The following is a 16,460-nucleotide window of genomic DNA, read 5'->3' on the forward strand; positions in this document are numbered from 1 at the left end:
CATAATAACATAAAAATGAAGAAGAGGATAATAGCGGTTTTTACATTGATCAACCTTGTGGTACTGTCATCATGTACCAAGGATTTTGAAGAATTGAATACCAACCCTAATTTAAGTGAAAAAGTAACGCCGGGTAGTTTAGTAACCCCTACCATTTATGGAATGAGCGATTACTTTACTGTGAGAAGTTATGATTTTACCTGGCAGCTGATGCAAGTGGGTTTGCCTAATCCAAGTGTGGCTTTAGGGGTACACCGCTATGATGTATCAGAATCTGCAGGTAATGGTACCTGGAACACCACTTACGAATACCTGCGCAATGTGCGTGAAATGGAAGCTGCAGCAGTTGAATATAACCTGCCGGTCTATAAGGCCGTTGCTATTACTTTAAAGGCTTACATTGGTGGTATCCTAACGGATAGTTTTGGAGATGTACCTTTTTCAGAGGCTTTGAAAGCGGAAGAGGGTCTAAAACAGCCAAAATTTGATACACAGGAAGAAATTTATACATCACTAATTCAGCAATTGGAAGAGGCCAATACCATTTATGTTGGTGAAGGCTCAATGAACGGTAACGATTTTCTCTACAACAATAAAAAAGAGAATTGGCGTAAGTTTAATAATTCTTTGTTGATGCGGATGTTATTAAGAGCTTCCAATAGACCTGAATTTAATAGCTATGCGCGTTTACAAGCAATGATTGCAGATCCAGGAAAATACCCTGTATTTAATAGTAATGAAGAGGCAGCCATCGTAAAAATCACAGGTGTTGCACCTTATGACTATGCCTGGAGCCGCCGTCAGGATTATGTGAATGCGGAGGCTATGGGCGGATTTTTTGTAGATATGTTGAATGGCCTGGAAGATCCAAGAAGAGCATTGTTCATGACCAAGGCAACCCGAATTGTAGATAAGAAACCTGTCGATATCGGTTTCAAAGGAATAACTTCTGGCCATTCAGGAGATGCTTCACAATTTGATTTTACGCCGAGTACGCCTAATGGTGATTTAATGTTTCCTGATGCTGTGGGTACACAAATCCACCAAATTATCATGAGTTATGCAGAAGTGGAATTTATTAAAGCGGAAGTAGCTCTACAGGCCGGCAACCAGGTAGCAGCAAAAACAGCTTATGAAAAGGCCGTTACTGCAGCCATTACACACTGGAAAAACGGCGAAATGCCTGTTAATTATTTTGAGAACGAAAAAGCGGCCTTCAATGGTACATTAGAGCAAATTATGAATCAGAAGTACCTGGGCTTGTTCTTCAATGATTACCAGCAATGGTTTGAATACCGTCGTACAGGTTTCCCGAAATTGCCGACTACACCTCACATGTTGCATAATGGCATCATGCCTAGCCGTTTTATGTACCATACTGATGTTAGCCGTTTTAACCCGGAAAATTATCGGATAGCCGCCGACCGTATTGGCGGAGATGATGTGATGACAAAAGTCTGGTGGGATAAATAACTTCGGATGATATAATATCTGTTGATCATAAATAATAAAAAGGGATGTGCTGTTTAGTACATCCCTTTTTGTGCGAAAACGCCACTCTCTGGTATCATTTTGCAATATCGATCATCATTTGTGCTTAAACAATTGACAAAAAAAGCGGAGTGTTTTTGCTGCTCGGGGAAGTAAAACTTGTTAAAAATTATTAATTAAAACCTGTCAAAGATTACATATATTATCGTTAGTTTAGTTTATGAGTTTCATATTCAAAAAACAATTGAAACTAGTTATATCTCAAAAGGTGATGGAATTCAACAGAGCCACATTCATTAAACAAATTGACCTGCAGAAAAATTGGGACGTCATCATTATTGGTGGCGGCGCAACCGGACTTGGTACTGCCCTTGATGCAGCCAGCAGGGGCTATCGCACTTTGCTGCTGGAGCAGCATGATTTTGCCAAGGGAACATCCAGCAGGAGTACTAAATTGGTGCATGGTGGGGTACGGTACCTGGCACAGGGAGATGTTTCCCTGGTTTATGAAGCTTTACATGAACGTGGTTTATTATTGAAAAATGCACCACACCTGGTGCATGATCAACAATTTATTATCCCATGTTATAATTGGCTTTCGAAATTTAAGTACCAGTTCGGCCTTAAGTTTTACGACTTGCTGGCAGGCAACAGTGGTTTCAAAAAATCTTCCTTTTTAACTATCCAGCAGGTTCTAAAAGCTATCCCTGGCTTGTCTGCAGACAACCTGATCGGAGGTATAAGTTATAGCGACGGACAGTTTGATGATTCAAGACTGGCTATCAATCTTGCACAAACTGCTGCTCAATATAGTGGTGTACTGATCAATTACATGCAGGTGAATGCGCTCAGCAAAAACAGTCAGGGGGCAGTGACCGGTGTAACGGCTAAAGACCTGGAAACGGGTTTAACTTATCAGCTTTATGCGAAAACAATTGTTAACGCTACCGGGGTATTTGTTGATGCGATCTTAAAAATGGACAAGCCCGGCGGCAAAACTTTGGTGAGGCCCAGCCAGGGAGCGCATATTGTGCTGGACAAATTATTTCTCCGGGGCAATGTGGCATTAATGATTCCCAAAACAGCTGATGGCAGGGTATTGTTTGCTGTGCCTTGGCATGGTAAAGTATTAGTAGGCACTACAGACACCCCCCTTGATACCTCTACCCTGGAACCTCGGCCGCTTGCTGAAGAGATTGATTTTATTTTAAACACTGCGGGGAAATACCTGGTCAAAAAACCGGTACACGCAGATATTTTGTCCGCCTTTGCCGGTCTTCGTCCTTTAGCTGCACCCGGTAAACATACACATAGCACCAAAGAAATTTCAAGAAGCCATAAGCTGATCGTCAGTGATTCCGGATTAATCACCATCACGGGAGGGAAATGGACCACCTATAGAAAGATGGCAGAAGATACGATTGACAAGGCTATTGCTTTAGGGCAGCAGTTCAGTGCTAAATGTATCACAGCGCAAGTGAAGATCCATGGTGCAGAAGGGGCTGGAGATACCGGCCATTTTGCTAATTACGGGGCTGATGCTTCCCAGATCAGAAAACTGATGAAAAACGAGCCCGAGCTGGCCGGGGCACTGCATCCTGATTTTCAAATGGTGAAAGCTGAAGTGGCATGGATGATCAGAAATGAAATGGCAAGAACAATAGAGGATGTTCTGGCCCGCAGGAGCAGGGTTTTATTTTTAAATGCAGCAGCTGCTGCAAAACTTGCCCCGCCGGTAGCAGCATTGATGGTGCAGGAGTTACATAAAAGTGAATCCTGGGCTACTGCACAGCTGGCAGAATTTAATCTTTTGGTGCAGCAGTACTTGTTGAAAGATTTTGCGCAGGATGGTGCGGCTTATTTTACAAAAATCACCAGTACACAATAATCTTTCATGATCATCTCTCTGATAAGCAATAAACTGTCGGCAATAAACAGCAGGCGGTAAACCTTTAACCAGTATATTAATAAAGAGGAATATGGTAAAGTTGAAAATGAACGAAGAGGGACAGGGTGCGTTTTACATTTTAGACGGGGAGGAGCAACTGGGAGAAATGGTGATCAGCATTTCAGGTGATAACCTGACCGTTTACCATACAGAAGTATCGCCCAAGGCAGAGGGGAAGGGCTTTGCCAAAAAGCTTCTTGATGCCATGGTAGATTTCTCCAGGGAAAACGGCATGAAGGTTATTCCCCGTTGCACTTATGTTCATGGGCAATTTAAAAGGCACCCTGAAGAATATGCCGAGGTCTGGAACAAAGGATAGCCTCAAGAAAGGTAATGTTAAAGTTGCATTAACAAAGTGTTAATGACGGCAATTTAATGGGATAGATTGTATTTTTGTTTAATGAAGACAATCATGTGTTTAGCTGGTGGAATCGCCTTAATGAGTTTATTTTCCTGCAAAAGTCAACAAGGAATCACTGTTGACAGTCCATCCTTCCCGGATTTCAGTACAGAAGCTCACCGTGGCGGGCGGGGTTTGATGCCGGAAAATACCATTATTGCCATGTACGATGCCATCGATCGGGGGGTGACCACACTCGAAATGGATACACACATCACTGGAGATAAGGAAGTGATTGTGTCACATGATGCTTACCTGAACGCTAATTTTGTAAAGACGCCTGCTGGTACTGAGTTTACAAAAGAGGAACAGAAGAACTATGTGATTTACAAAATGACCTATGAGGAACTGCGTAAATTTGATGTGGGTTCAAAGTTCTATGCAGCTTATCCCGATCAAAAAAAGGTGAATACATATATTCCAAGGCTGGCAGATTTAATTGATTCTGTACAAAACTATATCAAGGTAAATCATAAAAAACAGGTTTTCTATAATATTGAAACCAAATCGAGCGCTAAAGACGATAATATCCATAACCCTGAACCAGCAGAATTTGTTAAGTTATTAATGAATGTACTTGAGGAAAAGAAGATTATGCCTTATGTTGTGATACAGTCTTTTGATATCAGGACCATTCAGTTGATCCACGAAAAGTATCCACAGGTAAGAACATCCTACTTGGTGAGCAATAAGGAAACTTTTGAGCAGAACATCGCTTCATTAGGCTATAAGCCTTTTATCTATAGTCCACATTATAAATTAGTTACACCAGAACTGGTTCAGAAATGCCATGACGAGCAAATCAAGATCATTCCCTGGACAGCAAATACCAAGGAAGATATTGAAAGCCTGAAAGCAATGAAAGTGGATGGTATTATTACTGATTATCCGAATTTACTGGTAAAATAACAGGAACGGAGGCTACCTTACATTGCACTTTTTCTTGCCTTTTTCCTTGAATAGATTAAGCCTGTGGCGACCAATAAGGCTCCAAATATGCCGTATGGGGTAAGCGGCTCATTCAAAATAACAACAGCCATGAAATAACCCAGGGCAGGTGTCAAAAACAACCATAAACCTGCTCTAACCGGGTCGTCCTGCAGCAATTTCAACCATAATGCATAAGCTATTATGGTTACTGCTATAACAAGCCACATAAAGGAAAGGAAGAAATTAAGGTCGGGAATAATGAAATTATTGGGCTCATTTAGAAAAACAATGGGTATAAAGAAGATTCCCCCGAAAGCAATCTGCCAGGTATTGATGGTCATCCGGCTAAGGGCCAGTTTCTTTTTAGAGAAATAGATACTTCCCAGCGATAAGGCAATGAAGCCGGCAATTAAAGCAAGGAGGCCGATTAAACTGGCGTCGTTGCCCTTTTGAAGATTGGGGATGGCTGCCAGGATTAAACCGGTTAAGGCTATCGCAATACCGATGTATTCATTTTTTGTGATGTGGCGCTTGAGGATGAGGGCGGAAAGTAAAATGAGAATAAGTGGATGCGTTGCCGTAAAAAGGCTGATCAAACCTGCAGAAACCGTCTTAATGGCAATGATGTAACCCGCCATGTATACAGTGACGTTTAGTAAACCGAGGACCACCAGTTGTTTTAATTCTTGCTTAGTAGGGAGGCGGTTATTCTTGCTGAATATATAGGTGAAAGCCATGAGGATGATGCCTACCAACAAAAAACGTAAGCAGGTTAGTAAAAAGGGATCTACGGAATTCATGGCGAATTTTGTAGCCACTGCTGCGGATGCCCACAATATGCTATATAAAAGTCCTTCTAAAATATTCATGCTATTGCCTTATCGATTGTTACGTTTTTGCGATTTTTTCTTCTGCTAACTCCTTGTCCTCTTCGGTGGCTACTTCCTCCTCATTCACCCCAGCTGCTGGTGGGTCATATTGGAATTCTACCCAAATGGGGAAATGATCAGAGCCACAATTCTTCATTCGCTTCAGGCTGGTTAGCGTGAAATCAGAGGAACAGAAGATATGATCTAGTGGAAAGCGCAGAAAGAAATACTTTGCATGAAAACTATTGAAAAATCCCCGGCCTTTTCTCGGATCCAAGAGGCCACTTATTTTCATAAACAGCGCTGTGGTGTAACTCCAGGCTACATCATTCAAATCACCAGCCACTAAAACGGGGATCTTACTGGCTTTCGCTTTTTTTGCAACCAGCAAGATTTCTTTATCCCTTTCTGTTGACCGTGGATTTTCCTGTGGTACTGGCGGTTCAGGGTGCAGGCAATAAAGTTTGACAAGCTGTCCGGACAGCAGCTTCACTTTTACGGCGATCGATGGAATATCTGCTTTTATCAAATAATTAACCTCAGCACCTATAAGTTCGAACTTCGAAAACAACATCATTCCATAGGTGTTTTCCAAAGGAACTTTAACCTGGTGTGGATAGCGCCCCGAAAGTGACGACATTTGTTCTGCCCACCATTGATTAGTCTCTACCATTAAAATAAGGTCAGGATCACAGGACTGGATTAAAGCATGGTAATCAGCACTTCTCCTGTTATCCTGATAAACATTGGCTACAAGGAGTTTTACATTATCTTTTCCAGCCGGATATCGGCTTTTAATAATTTGTTTATTCGCTAACCTGGTAAAGGGAAGCACGAGGTACAATAGATAAACCAGGTTAACGACAAGCAAAACCAGGATAATCTGTCCGGAGCGGTTTTCGGGGTAATAGATCAGTGTGAATAGTACTGTAATTGAAGTCAAGACCAGTTTTTGAAGCCTCGGGTATTCGAAAACCCGGAAAATCCAGAAATCATGCCTGATCATTGGTATGATGGTAACTAAGAGAAGGAATAGGCTAAAGTAAAAAAGTATGTCGTTGATAAGCAATATAATGAGGTTTGAAAGGATAAAGATGAGGGATTCTTTCTTAAAAACCTTATTAACGATTTAAATTCGGTGAAATAAATTTCTTGACTTCCGTTCTTCGTTCCTTAATTTTTAATGTCATCACTAGTGGTTGAACTATTTTATTTGTCACCCATACTTTCGTGTTTGTATTCGTGCAGACCACTTGTTGAGGAAGGTCTTCCATGGTGATGGTGTATTGACCATCAGGTAGGTAAAATGAAAATCCACCAAGCTCATTGGTTTTGGTGATAGTTGTTTTTCCATGTTCATCAGTCGCCATCACTTTTAAACCCATTTTCACTTTAGCCACATCATAGCTGTATTGGTTAAAACTATACTCAATTTTACCCGCTATCATACCAATCTTCCTCAATGGAATTTCCAGCTTTAAATCTGCCTGAGTCATGACCACTGACTGAGCGGGGGCATACCAGTTATGGTTACCGGACATGCTGATGCTATAATTTCCCGGCTGCAGGTTTTTATAGGTGATCTTACCTTCCTTCGTTGTTAAAAAAGCAACATGATCTATATATACAATTTGATCTGTCGCAGGAAGATCACCTTCGTCATAGATCCCGTTTTGGTTATTGTCTTTATAAATGGCTACGGTTAAGGTCTTGTTTTTAGAACCAAGTTTCGCTGCGGAAAAATCTCTTGTCAACCCTAGCTGTAAATTGTTAAAGCTGTAATTCATGTATTTATATTCAGTTCTGAAAAGTGAACTGAAAAATTTCGTCCGCTTGTTTAACTGGTACGCTGCACTTCCGGTAAGCATCAGGCTATTGCCGGTATTACTATGATCAAGGTAAGAAGCCCCTGCTTCAATTTCGGCTTTATTGTTAAAGAAACGCCTGGTCAGGGTGGCGGACAAGTTGGTGACTTTGTTCTTCTTTTGATGGGTCAATTGGTTGTTGAAGGCTTCAGATACGTAAAACAATCCATCCTGGTAACTACCGTTGATTCTGAACATTCCCCATTTTAAATTCCCGCTTACTTTCAGTTGTTTTTGATAGCCACCGGTAAAAGAACTGGAAGATGCACCGCTCTCCACATTAAAAAACAAATACAGATTAGCGAGGGAATTGGCATAGTTTAAATTGGAAGAAATGCGTAAGGAGCGCAAAGATCCTTCCTGCCTGCCGTTTTGGAAAAAGGAATAACTACTGTTTTCCGCATGATACAAGGGTGAAAGGGAGACAAATAATTTATTAAAAGCCGTTGAAGCCCCTATTTCTGCGCGGGTGGTCCCAAATTCATTAGAGAAATTGAGGCTGCTTAGGTATTCCGGTTTATTTTTAAAATAGTTGTAGCTGCCCCAAAGGCCAAATATTCCACTGGTATAATTTATCCGTTCATTGAAAGTAAGCAAACCCCTGCGTAAGCCAGGATAATAAGAAGAGCTGAAGGTGTTGTTGCTGTTGAAAGTGAAACGGCCGAGTTTACCATCGGTATTGAATGTACCCAGGTAGCCTATTTTCTGGTTTGTAGCATCTTTCTGATCCCTGGTATGTCCCGCATTCAGTTCAGCGAAGATCCTGATGTTCTTCCTATTCAAGAGGCTGAACTCATTTGCAGAAATTAGGTTATTTGCCCTTGTGTAAGCGTCAGCTTCATACAAAAAGGTGCTCATATAAACCAGCTTTTTTTGATGGCGCTTAAATCTTGCCCACATGGCTTTACCAGAGCTGCCAAAAAAGTTAAAAGGATCTATGAGATTCGAAGAGCGGTCGACCATCCCAATTTCATAATTATGCTTGGTTGCTGTATCGACATAAAATGCACTGAAACCCCTGCCATTCACATTAGCTTCCAGATTTCTACTCATATTCCCCGCGGTAAATCCCATATGGTAACCTTCGTAGCTCACATAGCTATTTCTTAAATAAGGTGTGGCGGCGTTTTTCCACAGCGTTGCATCCGCATTAATGCCCAATCTGCCATAAGGCGTTTCTACCGATCCTCCCCCATACAATTGATAAGAAGCATAATCATGACCTATGTTTTGCGTCATCATGGTAAAACTATTCTCCAGGTTATCCTGGTAATGGTAGTCGGGCAGGTTGCTATCATTAATACGCCGGTTTTTTAAGGTTTGTACCTGGATATAATTTTGGCCGAAGATATCGCCGTTTTCATAGATGCCAAATAAATTAATGGTGAAGGAATCCATCCTTAACATCTCCCGGGTAACGCTTTTGTTGATGTAAATCAGGGTGTCGGTATAAGGCTTGATGCTGAATTTTAAAGTAGTATGAAACCCCCGGTTCTGCATGTCCTGGGGAAGCTGACAAACGAGGTTGATCTGTTGAGCTGTGTTGCCAGTATTGGCGATTTTCACAGGGATTTTGATAGAATCACCTATGGCACTTAAAATAAGGCTGGAGGTCATCGAAATTAACGCCACACTTTTTTTAGCAGTCATTTTGATCTCACAAACCGTAGTAGCATAAACTTCCGTTCCTTTATTTAAAGTCGCCCGAAGGTGATATGGTTCTGCCACCGCCATATTCTTTCCCGGTAACAACCTGATGGGGATAAATTTACTTTCGCCTGCCTTTAGTTCCATCGGGTATTCGCTGCGGGAGAGCAGTTCAATAAACTCCGTGTTTGAAATATTCAGCATACCCTTAAAAACCTGATCGCCCGTATTAACTATTTTCAAGGTCAATGTTTGGATGGTTCTGTCCTCTAACAGCAACTCGTTTTCCGACAAGGACAAGGTGATGGACTTCGGGTTTAATGCCTGAGCATTTGCCTTCTCCTGACTGAAACAGTTTTCCGGACTAGAACAGTGAAAGAGGCCGATGAAAAGCATTACCCTGTACCACATTGCTATAAAGGTAAAACCACAAAGATGACCTGAGTGGTATATGATCCGGATGCAGCAGATGAAATGGTGGTGTTGCTGCCTGAAATAGAATACTTCAGGTCGTATTCTATGGTTCGGTAAGTATTATCGCTCATCATATTTTTAATGATGAGCTGATCTGTACTACTTAAATTAATGGGGAAAGAAGTAATGCCGCTTTTGCCGGCAGGCGGTGTGTTTTCTAGCCTCACCACCTCCACTGGTATCGTACTGCTGCCCGAAATCAAATGAGGATGGAGTGTTTTTACGATCACCTGGTAAGCCTTGGTGCCTACCACCTTGAGTCCTTTAATTTTGGTGACCGTTTTTCCAGTGAGATAATCTGCTGGCGTTTGGTAAAGCATGGATACATCCGGATTCAATAGGGAAATTGTGTAATTGCTGTTGTTGGCAAAAGTAATTTGAAAGGATAATTTCGTGTTACTTGAAGACACCAATTGTCCGGCCTGGTTATATAAAGATAAAGTGACGGGACAGGAGTAGGTGCCACTATTTCCAAGCAGCAGGTAATTTCCACCTTGAATCACCATGTCAAACGCATGGGAAGTGTAGTTATTGAATGCCGCGTTGGAAGGGTTGATCAGGATGACATCGCTAGCACTCAGTGGCACCAGGTTATTGGTTACCCCAATAGCTGCTGCCGTAGGTTTGCCCTGACTAACATTGTTAAACCTGATTGCTACGTGCTCGGGGGAGATCGCGCTGCTGCCATTGGTGAAATTTCCATTGGCTCTTATTTTAAGGGTCCAGCCAGTGCAATTGGCGCCGTTGGGGTTATATTGTACATTTAAAGCGTTGGTAGCCGTGCCTCCTGATAACAATTTAGCATAGGTGTCGAAATTGTAATTGATATTGCTCGATGCCGTGATTACCATTCCCGAGCATCCAGTGCTGAAATTTACCGAAAACGAAATAGGAACAATGGTTGTAGCGATAAGCTGGCCGGCATTCGTATAAAACGAAAGGGTTACCGTGGAGCTGTAGATACCGGTTTGTGGCAACATTAAATGATTGCCACCCTGGATCATAAGGTCATAGTCTTGTGCCATGTAATATGTGGGCGGCGTATTTAAAGGTTGAGTGGTCGTAATCAAATTTGCGTCCGTAGTAGTTAATGGCACTTCCGTTCCCGTTACTCCGGGAAGGCCCTGTTTGGAGTCCCTGAATTTTAAAGACACATATTGTGATGGGATGGAGTGGGTGCCATTGGTAAAGTTGCCATTTGCCCTAACTTTTACCGTCCAGCCGGGTGCATAATTTGCACCGGCAATCATATTATATTGAACCGTAAGGTAGCTGTTGGTGGTCACTCCAGCTTGGGCCTCCTCATAATTGTCCACAGCAGCTTCCTTGCCAAAATAAGAGCTCATAATGATCTGGCTCTTTACCTGCGTTGCAAAACCTGTAATGATCAAAAACAGGAGCAGTGCTCTAGTTTTTATGCTGTTGGACAACTTATCCTTTTGGTTCATTTTCAGTAATCTTGGTTCATTTCAGTACTTAATGTGCAAATTCGAGTTCAACAATTTTGAGTTCTTCCTTGTCGCCATAGTTAATCATGGCAGTAGCAAAATATTTCCCCTTTTTGAGATCAAAGGGAAGCACCTGCTGCATGATCCGTTTATCACCTGGGAGGGAAAGGAAACTAAGGTCCGGAAGTTTCGTTTTTTTCCCTGTACCCTGGTTAAGCAATTCCCAGTTCACTTTTCCTTCAAGCCATATTTTACCGGTATTCTCCATATTGATTTCCAATAAGCTGAGTTCGGTACTTTTGCCAGTTTTACTGTCTTTTTGTATTTCCTTTTTATCGGTGAAATTGATCACCTCCACATCGCGCTCGTTACTTTGTGACAAGCTGTGGTACACTTTTATTCCCATCCGGACACTCACCTTCAAAGAAGCGCCATTTTGGGTTTTCATGTCGCCAGGATTGAGCTGGGTTAAATAGATCATCGCTGTACGCACCGGAATACTGGTGTCTGCATTTTCGGGAATGGCAAGATCCACCAACAGTTCTTTACGCTCGTTGGGGACTAAGGTGAAAAAAGAACCAGGCAGAATTTTAATCCATGCTGCACAGGAAGTTTTTAAAGTGCCAGGATCTAAGAGCCGGTTTTCTCCTTTTTCATCATACTCCCAGTCGCCCATAGAAACGCCAACTTCGAGGTTCATGGAGTTGGGGTTTATGACGGTGATTTTCTCTGTGCCTGCTGTGCCCGGTGGCAGCTGGTAATATAACTTCGCCGGGCTGGCAGTGATGCCTGCTTGTGCGAAAACCGTAGTGTGAGTAAGGAAAGTGTAAGTAAAGAAGGTCAAAGAAAAGACGAAGGAAAGGAGGGTGGCCTTCATTTGCTGTTATTAGGGGGGTGTTTAAATAATAGCAGCACAAGATCATTTGATAATAAGATGATCTTGTGCTGGCATCTATGCTGTAAATAGTTGTTTATAAGGGAGCTATGGTGTAAGTAATTGTGGAATTAAATGTTCCTGTTCTGTTTAGGTAGTTTGTTCCTCCTGATGCTCTATAATCCACATCGAGGCTAGCCTGTGTAGTTCCACCTGTTGTTTTTGTGCCAGAAGTATAAATTGGAACGACTGCAGTTGATAAATCAATTGCGGTTGCTGTTCCTCCAAGTGACTCATCTAGTGAGCCGGGTGTAGGGGTGATCTTTACAGTGCTAATAGGAATAGCGCCTCCAGTTCCACCAGTCAAGTCTCCTGATGCCGAAGCGCTGATGGTAAATCCAGAAGTAGAAGCAAACGTAAGATGATCCGCTTGCTCAGCGTTTACACCACTTAGATAATTTGCCGAAGAACCGAAGTTTAAGGCTACTGTCGGATTATTTACTGTGATGCTTTGTGTGGCAGCTAATGTTACATTCAGCGTGGTTGCTCCTGATAGTTGTGCTGATGCTGTGTTTGCAGTTAAGCCTGTAACAAATACTACTGCAATAATGGATAATTTTCTCATGGTTATGGTTAATTTAATTAATCATTATGCAATATTGGTACCTGGTTATGAAAACCCTTTATGTAGACTCTATGAACATTGTTGGAAAAATTAACTGGGGTATGAATTCCCCGGATGTGGGTTAACTGGGTAAATACTTACGCTGTTTAAGGGAAGTGTTTTGATGGCTAAGTTGCAAAACGGTTGTGATGAAAATTTGTAGCCATACCTTAAGTCTAAGTTTTGGCAAATGTCTTACTAAACCGTAAATTCGATCGATAACAATACACTTTAATTAGATTATCACCCACATGAATGACAGATTTGATGGAAACTAACGAAAACTATGTGAAGATTCATTTTAGCTTTTACAGTATTGGATCAGAAGAGCAGACCGTTGAAACTATGTGGGCTGAGGTAATTGATCAGAATGCAGGAACTTATGAGCTAAATAACATACCGTTTTATGCTCCGGATTTGGCGTCAGGAGATCTCATTTCAGCCGTTTACAACGATCAGGAAGAAATGCTGACTTACAAGGAAACCATATCGTACTCGGGGAATTCTACAATTCAGGTTGCTATACTTGATAAAATATCATTAACCAACGATATAAGAGAAACCTTTCAAGATTTGGGATGCGAAACCGAAAAGTTCAAGGAAGGTTACTTTGTGATGAATGTGCCGTTTGATTTAGATTATGGTCCAATACGAGCAAAGTTAATTGAGTTAAGTGAGAAGGGTACAATCGACTATGCTGAACCTTGTTTATCGGCGAAGCACGGTAATGCTACCTGAACAATAGCCTGTTAAAAAAATAATCCGCCTTATCATTTGACAAGGCGGATTATTTAATTAGTCGAAACGATTAACAATTTATGCTGCTGCATCAATTGCTTCACGTAATGCTTTCGCTGCTAAAGCAGGATCTGCTGCGCCATAAATTGCTGCACCAGCAACCACAACCTGTACACCAGCCTTAACCACTGCAGTAACATTGTCAATATTAACACCGCCGGCTATAGAGACAGGAACACCAACTCTGGCAGCTTCATCAATTAATACTTGAATGGAATATTCAGTTGTCCACTGCTCATCTAAACCAGCGTGTAATTCTACGAAGGAAACGCCCAGTTTTGTAACTTCCTGCGCGCGCTTAACACGATCAGGATAGCCAATGGTATCAACCACAATCCCTTTACCATGAGCTTTGGCTGCTTTTACTGCACCAATAATGGTGGCGTCACCTGCAGCACCCATTACGGTCACTAAATCTGCACCTGCTTTAAAAGCGATGTCAGCTTCCAATTCTCCGGCATCAGCCGTTTTAAGATCCGCAAATACCAATTTATCAGGGTGTGCATTTTTCATCGCTGTGATCACCGCTGATCCCATGTTTTTAATCAAAGGTGTGCCTAATTCAATAATATCAACATAGGGTGCAACTTTCGCCGCTAAGGCCAATGCTTCTTCAGTTGTCAGTAAATCTATTGCTACTTGTAATTTTGCCATAATTTTTATATATATATTCTTATTGTGAGAAAAGTTATTCGAGATTTGCGTGGCGTTCCCACATCTCTTCTGCGGATTCATTTTTTGATTGCCATAATGTTTGAAAAATCGCATCTGTAAGCAACAACAGGAACTGTTCGAATAAACTTCCTGCATATTGTGCGGATCGCGTACTGTTATGATCTTGTTTTTCTGCTGCAGCCACATGAACCAGCAGACTGGCTATTTTTGCCAGGGGCGATTGTTCCTGTGTGGAAAGGGCCACAACTTTTGCACCAACTGCGATGGCTTTTTCGGCTGCGCTAATAATAGTGCTGGTTGTTCCAGATCCTGATGCGGCAATTAATAAATCGCCTGCCTTAATAGCCGGGGTCGTCGTTTCGCCTACAAAATATACCGTAAAACCCAAATGCATTAAACGCATAGCGGCAGATTGCATGGAGAATCCTGATCGCCCTGCTGCAATTATAAAAATAGCATTTGCCGTTTTGATCTCGCTGATGAATGCATCAATCTGTGCTAACTTTAACTGTTTTAACAACCAGGTGTTTTCCAACAGGATGAGCTCCAGGTTTCCTCTAATATCTTTTGCCTTAATGTCTTCTTTTATAATGTGCATAAATGATAATGGATTTTGAACTGCTGCAAACCTATGGCTTGTAGGGGAAAATGCAGTTAGACAATTAGCCTATTGTATGGAACAATCAGCTAATTGAATCATTCCAAAATCATAATAAAGCCATATTCAGGATGTCTTTTCCGAATAGTCCTCCATTAACAGCTGATCGTCCAACACCATTAATTAATTGTATTTAACTTTGCTATATGTCAAACGCCATCGCCGAGCCTGTACTGGAAAAGTCACTTATATATATTCGCAACCTTGGAAACTGTCCTCCGAGTTATTTGAATGATCCGGGAAGAAAGGATTTTTTCGAAGTTGTTTGGTTAAAGGATGAAAATCCATTACATGCGTTAAAGGATACAGACTTCGAGCGTAAAGGAGACTGGATTTATTTAATCCCTCCTTATCGTGTGCACCAATTAAATAAGGCTGGTAAAAATGGCGAGTTGATCTCTTTTAAAAGAGCGATTCTTGAAGATAACGATAAAGAGTTTCTATTGGACCTGTTCAAAATCTTTAATGTTCAGGGAGAATTTTCCTGTCTGCGTTTGAGCGAAGAAGAAGCTGCAGATTTGGCGGGGATTTATGCCTTATTAGAAAAAGAATACTGTCGTGAGAATAATGGAATTATCATCGTTAAAGCTTTGTTGAAAGTCTTCCTGCTTAAACTTATTCAGGTAAAAGAGCAACAGTTTACCGTGCATGATATTCATCAGAAAAGAGTTTATGAATTTCTTATGCTGCTGGAAAGTAACTACCAGCAAATCAGGAATACTGATTTCTATGCAGGAAAGCTGGGTATAAGTTCGAAGCGGTTGAATCAAATATTAAAGGAAAAACTAGACAAAACCGGTATGCAAATCATCCATGACCGGATTATATTAGAAGCAAAGCGGAGCATAATTCACAGTGAATTGACTATTAAGGAGATTGCTTATAATTTAGGCTTTTCAGACCGGCCTTATTTTAGTCGTTTCTTCAAAAAACAAACCGGGAAAACACCTGAAGGTTTCCAAAAAGAGGCTAAAGAACATATTACATCGAAGTTTAATACCTTGGTTTAACTTTATCGTTTGTTAGTATAGCTATCTATTTTCATATAAAATTTGCAGGAGTAAATCTTTTAATTACTTTTGCCCCACTACGGGGGATTAGCTCAGCTGGCTAGAGCGCTTGCCTGGCAGGCAAGAGGTCAGCGGTTCGACTCCGCTATTCTCCACTCCGTAAAAAGGCCTTTCAGAGAAATTTGGAAGGCTTTTAAATTTCAATAGCATTGGGGGGATACCAGAGTGGCCAAATGGGACAGACTGTAACTCTGTTGTCGCAAGACTTCGAAGGTTCGAATCCTTCTCCCCCCACCACCCACCATCATCGTGAATAAATATCAGACCCTGATTTAACTTAATAGTTAATAAAGTATACAAAAGGGATGGGGTGCAACTTCTGTTCTGGGAAACTTCGGATATATGATCGTAGTGGAACTGCCCCACCTCCTCGCTTTATCAATATAAAGTCACTAAATATCCTTGATCCGCTATTTTCTGTTACAATCGTGTTACGATCCTAACTGTAAATGAGTCAAGGTCCTATCTTTGGATTTCACCCAAAATCATTATAGATTTTATTAATGTTGAAAATAAATCACATCCTACCACATTTTTGTTAAATCTGGTTAACGGCTAGTTTTAACAAATAAATGTAAAATTTAATTTCTTTGGGCTGTTTAAAAGGGTATTAAAGAACAACGAAACTTCAGCGTAATTGAAAATACTT

At 41.3% G+C, this 16,460-nt stretch carries 14 protein-coding genes and 2 tRNA genes; 8 read left to right on the forward strand and 8 right to left on the reverse strand.

Annotation, left to right across the window (positions count from 1 at the left end; all coding sequences use genetic code 11):
- The first annotated feature begins 15 nt into the window (after window positions 1–15).
- From WG905_RS18750 to WG905_RS18765, 4 genes are all read left to right on the forward strand, one after another.
- The gene (locus WG905_RS18750) at window positions 16–1,473 is read left to right on the forward strand and encodes a SusD/RagB family nutrient-binding outer membrane lipoprotein (protein ID WP_339593296.1); all 1,458 of its coding nucleotides are present in this window, start codon (window positions 16–18) and stop codon (window positions 1,471–1,473) included.
- Between the two features lie 289 nt (window positions 1,474–1,762).
- Window positions 1,763–3,379, forward strand: a complete 1,617-nt coding sequence (locus WG905_RS18755) for a glycerol-3-phosphate dehydrogenase/oxidase (protein ID WP_339593297.1) — start codon at window positions 1,763–1,765, stop codon at window positions 3,377–3,379.
- A gap of 91 nt (window positions 3,380–3,470) precedes the next feature.
- A complete protein-coding gene (locus tag WG905_RS18760) occupies window positions 3,471–3,758 on the forward strand; it encodes a GNAT family N-acetyltransferase (RefSeq protein WP_339593298.1) in 288 nt (95 codons plus the stop codon).
- An 81-nt stretch (window positions 3,759–3,839) separates the two neighbouring features.
- Window positions 3,840–4,748 carry a glycerophosphodiester phosphodiesterase family protein gene (locus tag WG905_RS18765; protein ID WP_339593299.1) on the forward strand — a complete coding sequence of 303 codons (909 nt, stop codon included), beginning with the start codon at window positions 3,840–3,842 and terminating at the stop codon, window positions 4,746–4,748.
- Window positions 4,749–4,765: 17 nt separating this feature from the next.
- Here the strand turns inward: WG905_RS18765 and WG905_RS18770 are convergent, their stop codons facing one another.
- The 6 genes from WG905_RS18770 to WG905_RS18795 form a co-directional block, all read right to left on the reverse strand.
- The gene (locus WG905_RS18770; protein WP_339593300.1) at window positions 4,766–5,638 is read right to left on the reverse strand and encodes a DMT family transporter; all 873 of its coding nucleotides are present in this window, start codon (window positions 5,636–5,638) and stop codon (window positions 4,766–4,768) included.
- Between the two features lie 19 nt (window positions 5,639–5,657).
- On the reverse strand, window positions 5,658–6,644 hold the full coding sequence (locus tag WG905_RS18775) for an endonuclease/exonuclease/phosphatase family protein (protein ID WP_339593301.1): 987 nt from the start codon (window positions 6,642–6,644) through the stop codon (window positions 5,658–5,660).
- A 115-nt stretch (window positions 6,645–6,759) separates the two neighbouring features.
- Window positions 6,760–9,561 (reverse strand): hypothetical protein, encoded by a 2,802-nt coding sequence (locus WG905_RS18780; protein ID WP_339593302.1) that lies wholly within the window; start codon window positions 9,559–9,561, stop codon window positions 6,760–6,762.
- Between the two features lie 2 nt (window positions 9,562–9,563).
- Complete coding sequence (locus WG905_RS18785) at window positions 9,564–11,072, reverse strand: hypothetical protein (protein ID WP_339593303.1); 1,509 nt, start codon at window positions 11,070–11,072, stop codon at window positions 9,564–9,566.
- Window positions 11,073–11,100: 28 nt separating this feature from the next.
- Window positions 11,101–11,949 (reverse strand): hypothetical protein, encoded by an 849-nt coding sequence (locus WG905_RS18790; protein ID WP_339593304.1) that lies wholly within the window; start codon window positions 11,947–11,949, stop codon window positions 11,101–11,103.
- Window positions 11,950–12,043: 94 nt separating this feature from the next.
- Entirely contained in the window at window positions 12,044–12,571 is a 528-nt protein-coding gene (locus WG905_RS18795) for a hypothetical protein (protein ID WP_339593305.1), read from the reverse strand.
- A 306-nt stretch (window positions 12,572–12,877) separates the two neighbouring features.
- Between WG905_RS18795 and WG905_RS18800 the strand changes: the two genes are divergently transcribed.
- Complete coding sequence (locus tag WG905_RS18800) at window positions 12,878–13,348, forward strand: DUF4265 domain-containing protein (protein WP_339593306.1); 471 nt, start codon at window positions 12,878–12,880, stop codon at window positions 13,346–13,348.
- Between the two features lie 78 nt (window positions 13,349–13,426).
- Here the strand turns inward: WG905_RS18800 and hxlA are convergent, their stop codons facing one another.
- A complete protein-coding gene (gene hxlA / locus WG905_RS18805) occupies window positions 13,427–14,062 on the reverse strand; it encodes a 3-hexulose-6-phosphate synthase (protein WP_339593307.1) in 636 nt (211 codons plus the stop codon).
- A gap of 34 nt (window positions 14,063–14,096) precedes the next feature.
- Window positions 14,097–14,681, reverse strand: a complete 585-nt coding sequence (hxlB, locus tag WG905_RS18810; protein ID WP_339593308.1) for a 6-phospho-3-hexuloisomerase — start codon at window positions 14,679–14,681, stop codon at window positions 14,097–14,099.
- A gap of 206 nt (window positions 14,682–14,887) precedes the next feature.
- Between hxlB and WG905_RS18815 the strand changes: the two genes are divergently transcribed.
- The 3 genes from WG905_RS18815 (at window position 14,888) to WG905_RS18825 (ending at window position 16,048) form a co-directional block, all read left to right on the forward strand.
- Entirely contained in the window at window positions 14,888–15,751 is an 864-nt protein-coding gene (locus tag WG905_RS18815; protein WP_339593309.1) for a helix-turn-helix domain-containing protein, read from the forward strand.
- 81 nt (window positions 15,752–15,832) lie between these two features.
- Window positions 15,833–15,906: transfer RNA gene (locus tag WG905_RS18820), tRNA-Ala, on the forward strand.
- A gap of 56 nt (window positions 15,907–15,962) precedes the next feature.
- Window positions 15,963–16,048, forward strand: a tRNA-Tyr gene (locus tag WG905_RS18825).
- Window positions 16,049–16,460: the final 412 nt, after the last annotated feature.

It is taken from the genome of Pedobacter immunditicola (assembly GCF_037482985.1).
GTDB classification, from domain to species: Bacteria; Bacteroidota; Bacteroidia; order Sphingobacteriales; family Sphingobacteriaceae; genus Pedobacter; species Pedobacter immunditicola.

Excerpts from the sequence above, each read along its gene's own strand:
- WG905_RS18760 (WP_339593298.1), top strand. The coding sequence starts at position 3,471 with ATGGTAAAGTTGAAAATGAACGAAGAGGGACAGGGTGCGTTTTACATT.
- WG905_RS18815 (WP_339593309.1), top strand. The coding sequence starts at position 14,888 with ATGTCAAACGCCATCGCCGAGCCTGTACTGGAAAAGTCACTTATATAT.
- WG905_RS18765 (WP_339593299.1), top strand. The coding sequence starts at position 3,840 with ATGAAGACAATCATGTGTTTAGCTGGTGGAATCGCCTTAATGAGTTTA.
- WG905_RS18795 (WP_339593305.1), bottom strand. The coding sequence starts at position 12,571 with ATGAGAAAATTATCCATTATTGCAGTAGTATTTGTTACAGGCTTAACT.
- WG905_RS18750 (WP_339593296.1), top strand. The coding sequence starts at position 16 with ATGAAGAAGAGGATAATAGCGGTTTTTACATTGATCAACCTTGTGGTA.
- hxlB (WP_339593308.1), bottom strand. The coding sequence starts at position 14,681 with ATGCACATTATAAAAGAAGACATTAAGGCAAAAGATATTAGAGGAAAC.
- WG905_RS18785 (WP_339593303.1), bottom strand. The coding sequence starts at position 11,072 with ATGAACCAAAAGGATAAGTTGTCCAACAGCATAAAAACTAGAGCACTG.
- WG905_RS18790 (WP_339593304.1), bottom strand. The coding sequence starts at position 11,949 with ATGAAGGCCACCCTCCTTTCCTTCGTCTTTTCTTTGACCTTCTTTACT.
- hxlA (WP_339593307.1), bottom strand. The coding sequence starts at position 14,062 with ATGGCAAAATTACAAGTAGCAATAGATTTACTGACAACTGAAGAAGCA.
- WG905_RS18780 (WP_339593302.1), bottom strand. The coding sequence starts at position 9,561 with ATGTGGTACAGGGTAATGCTTTTCATCGGCCTCTTTCACTGTTCTAGT.
- WG905_RS18800 (WP_339593306.1), top strand. The coding sequence starts at position 12,878 with ATGGAAACTAACGAAAACTATGTGAAGATTCATTTTAGCTTTTACAGT.
- WG905_RS18755 (WP_339593297.1), top strand. The coding sequence starts at position 1,763 with ATGGAATTCAACAGAGCCACATTCATTAAACAAATTGACCTGCAGAAA.
- WG905_RS18775 (WP_339593301.1), bottom strand. The coding sequence starts at position 6,644 with ATGATCAGGCATGATTTCTGGATTTTCCGGGTTTTCGAATACCCGAGG.
- WG905_RS18770 (WP_339593300.1), bottom strand. The coding sequence starts at position 5,638 with ATGAATATTTTAGAAGGACTTTTATATAGCATATTGTGGGCATCCGCA.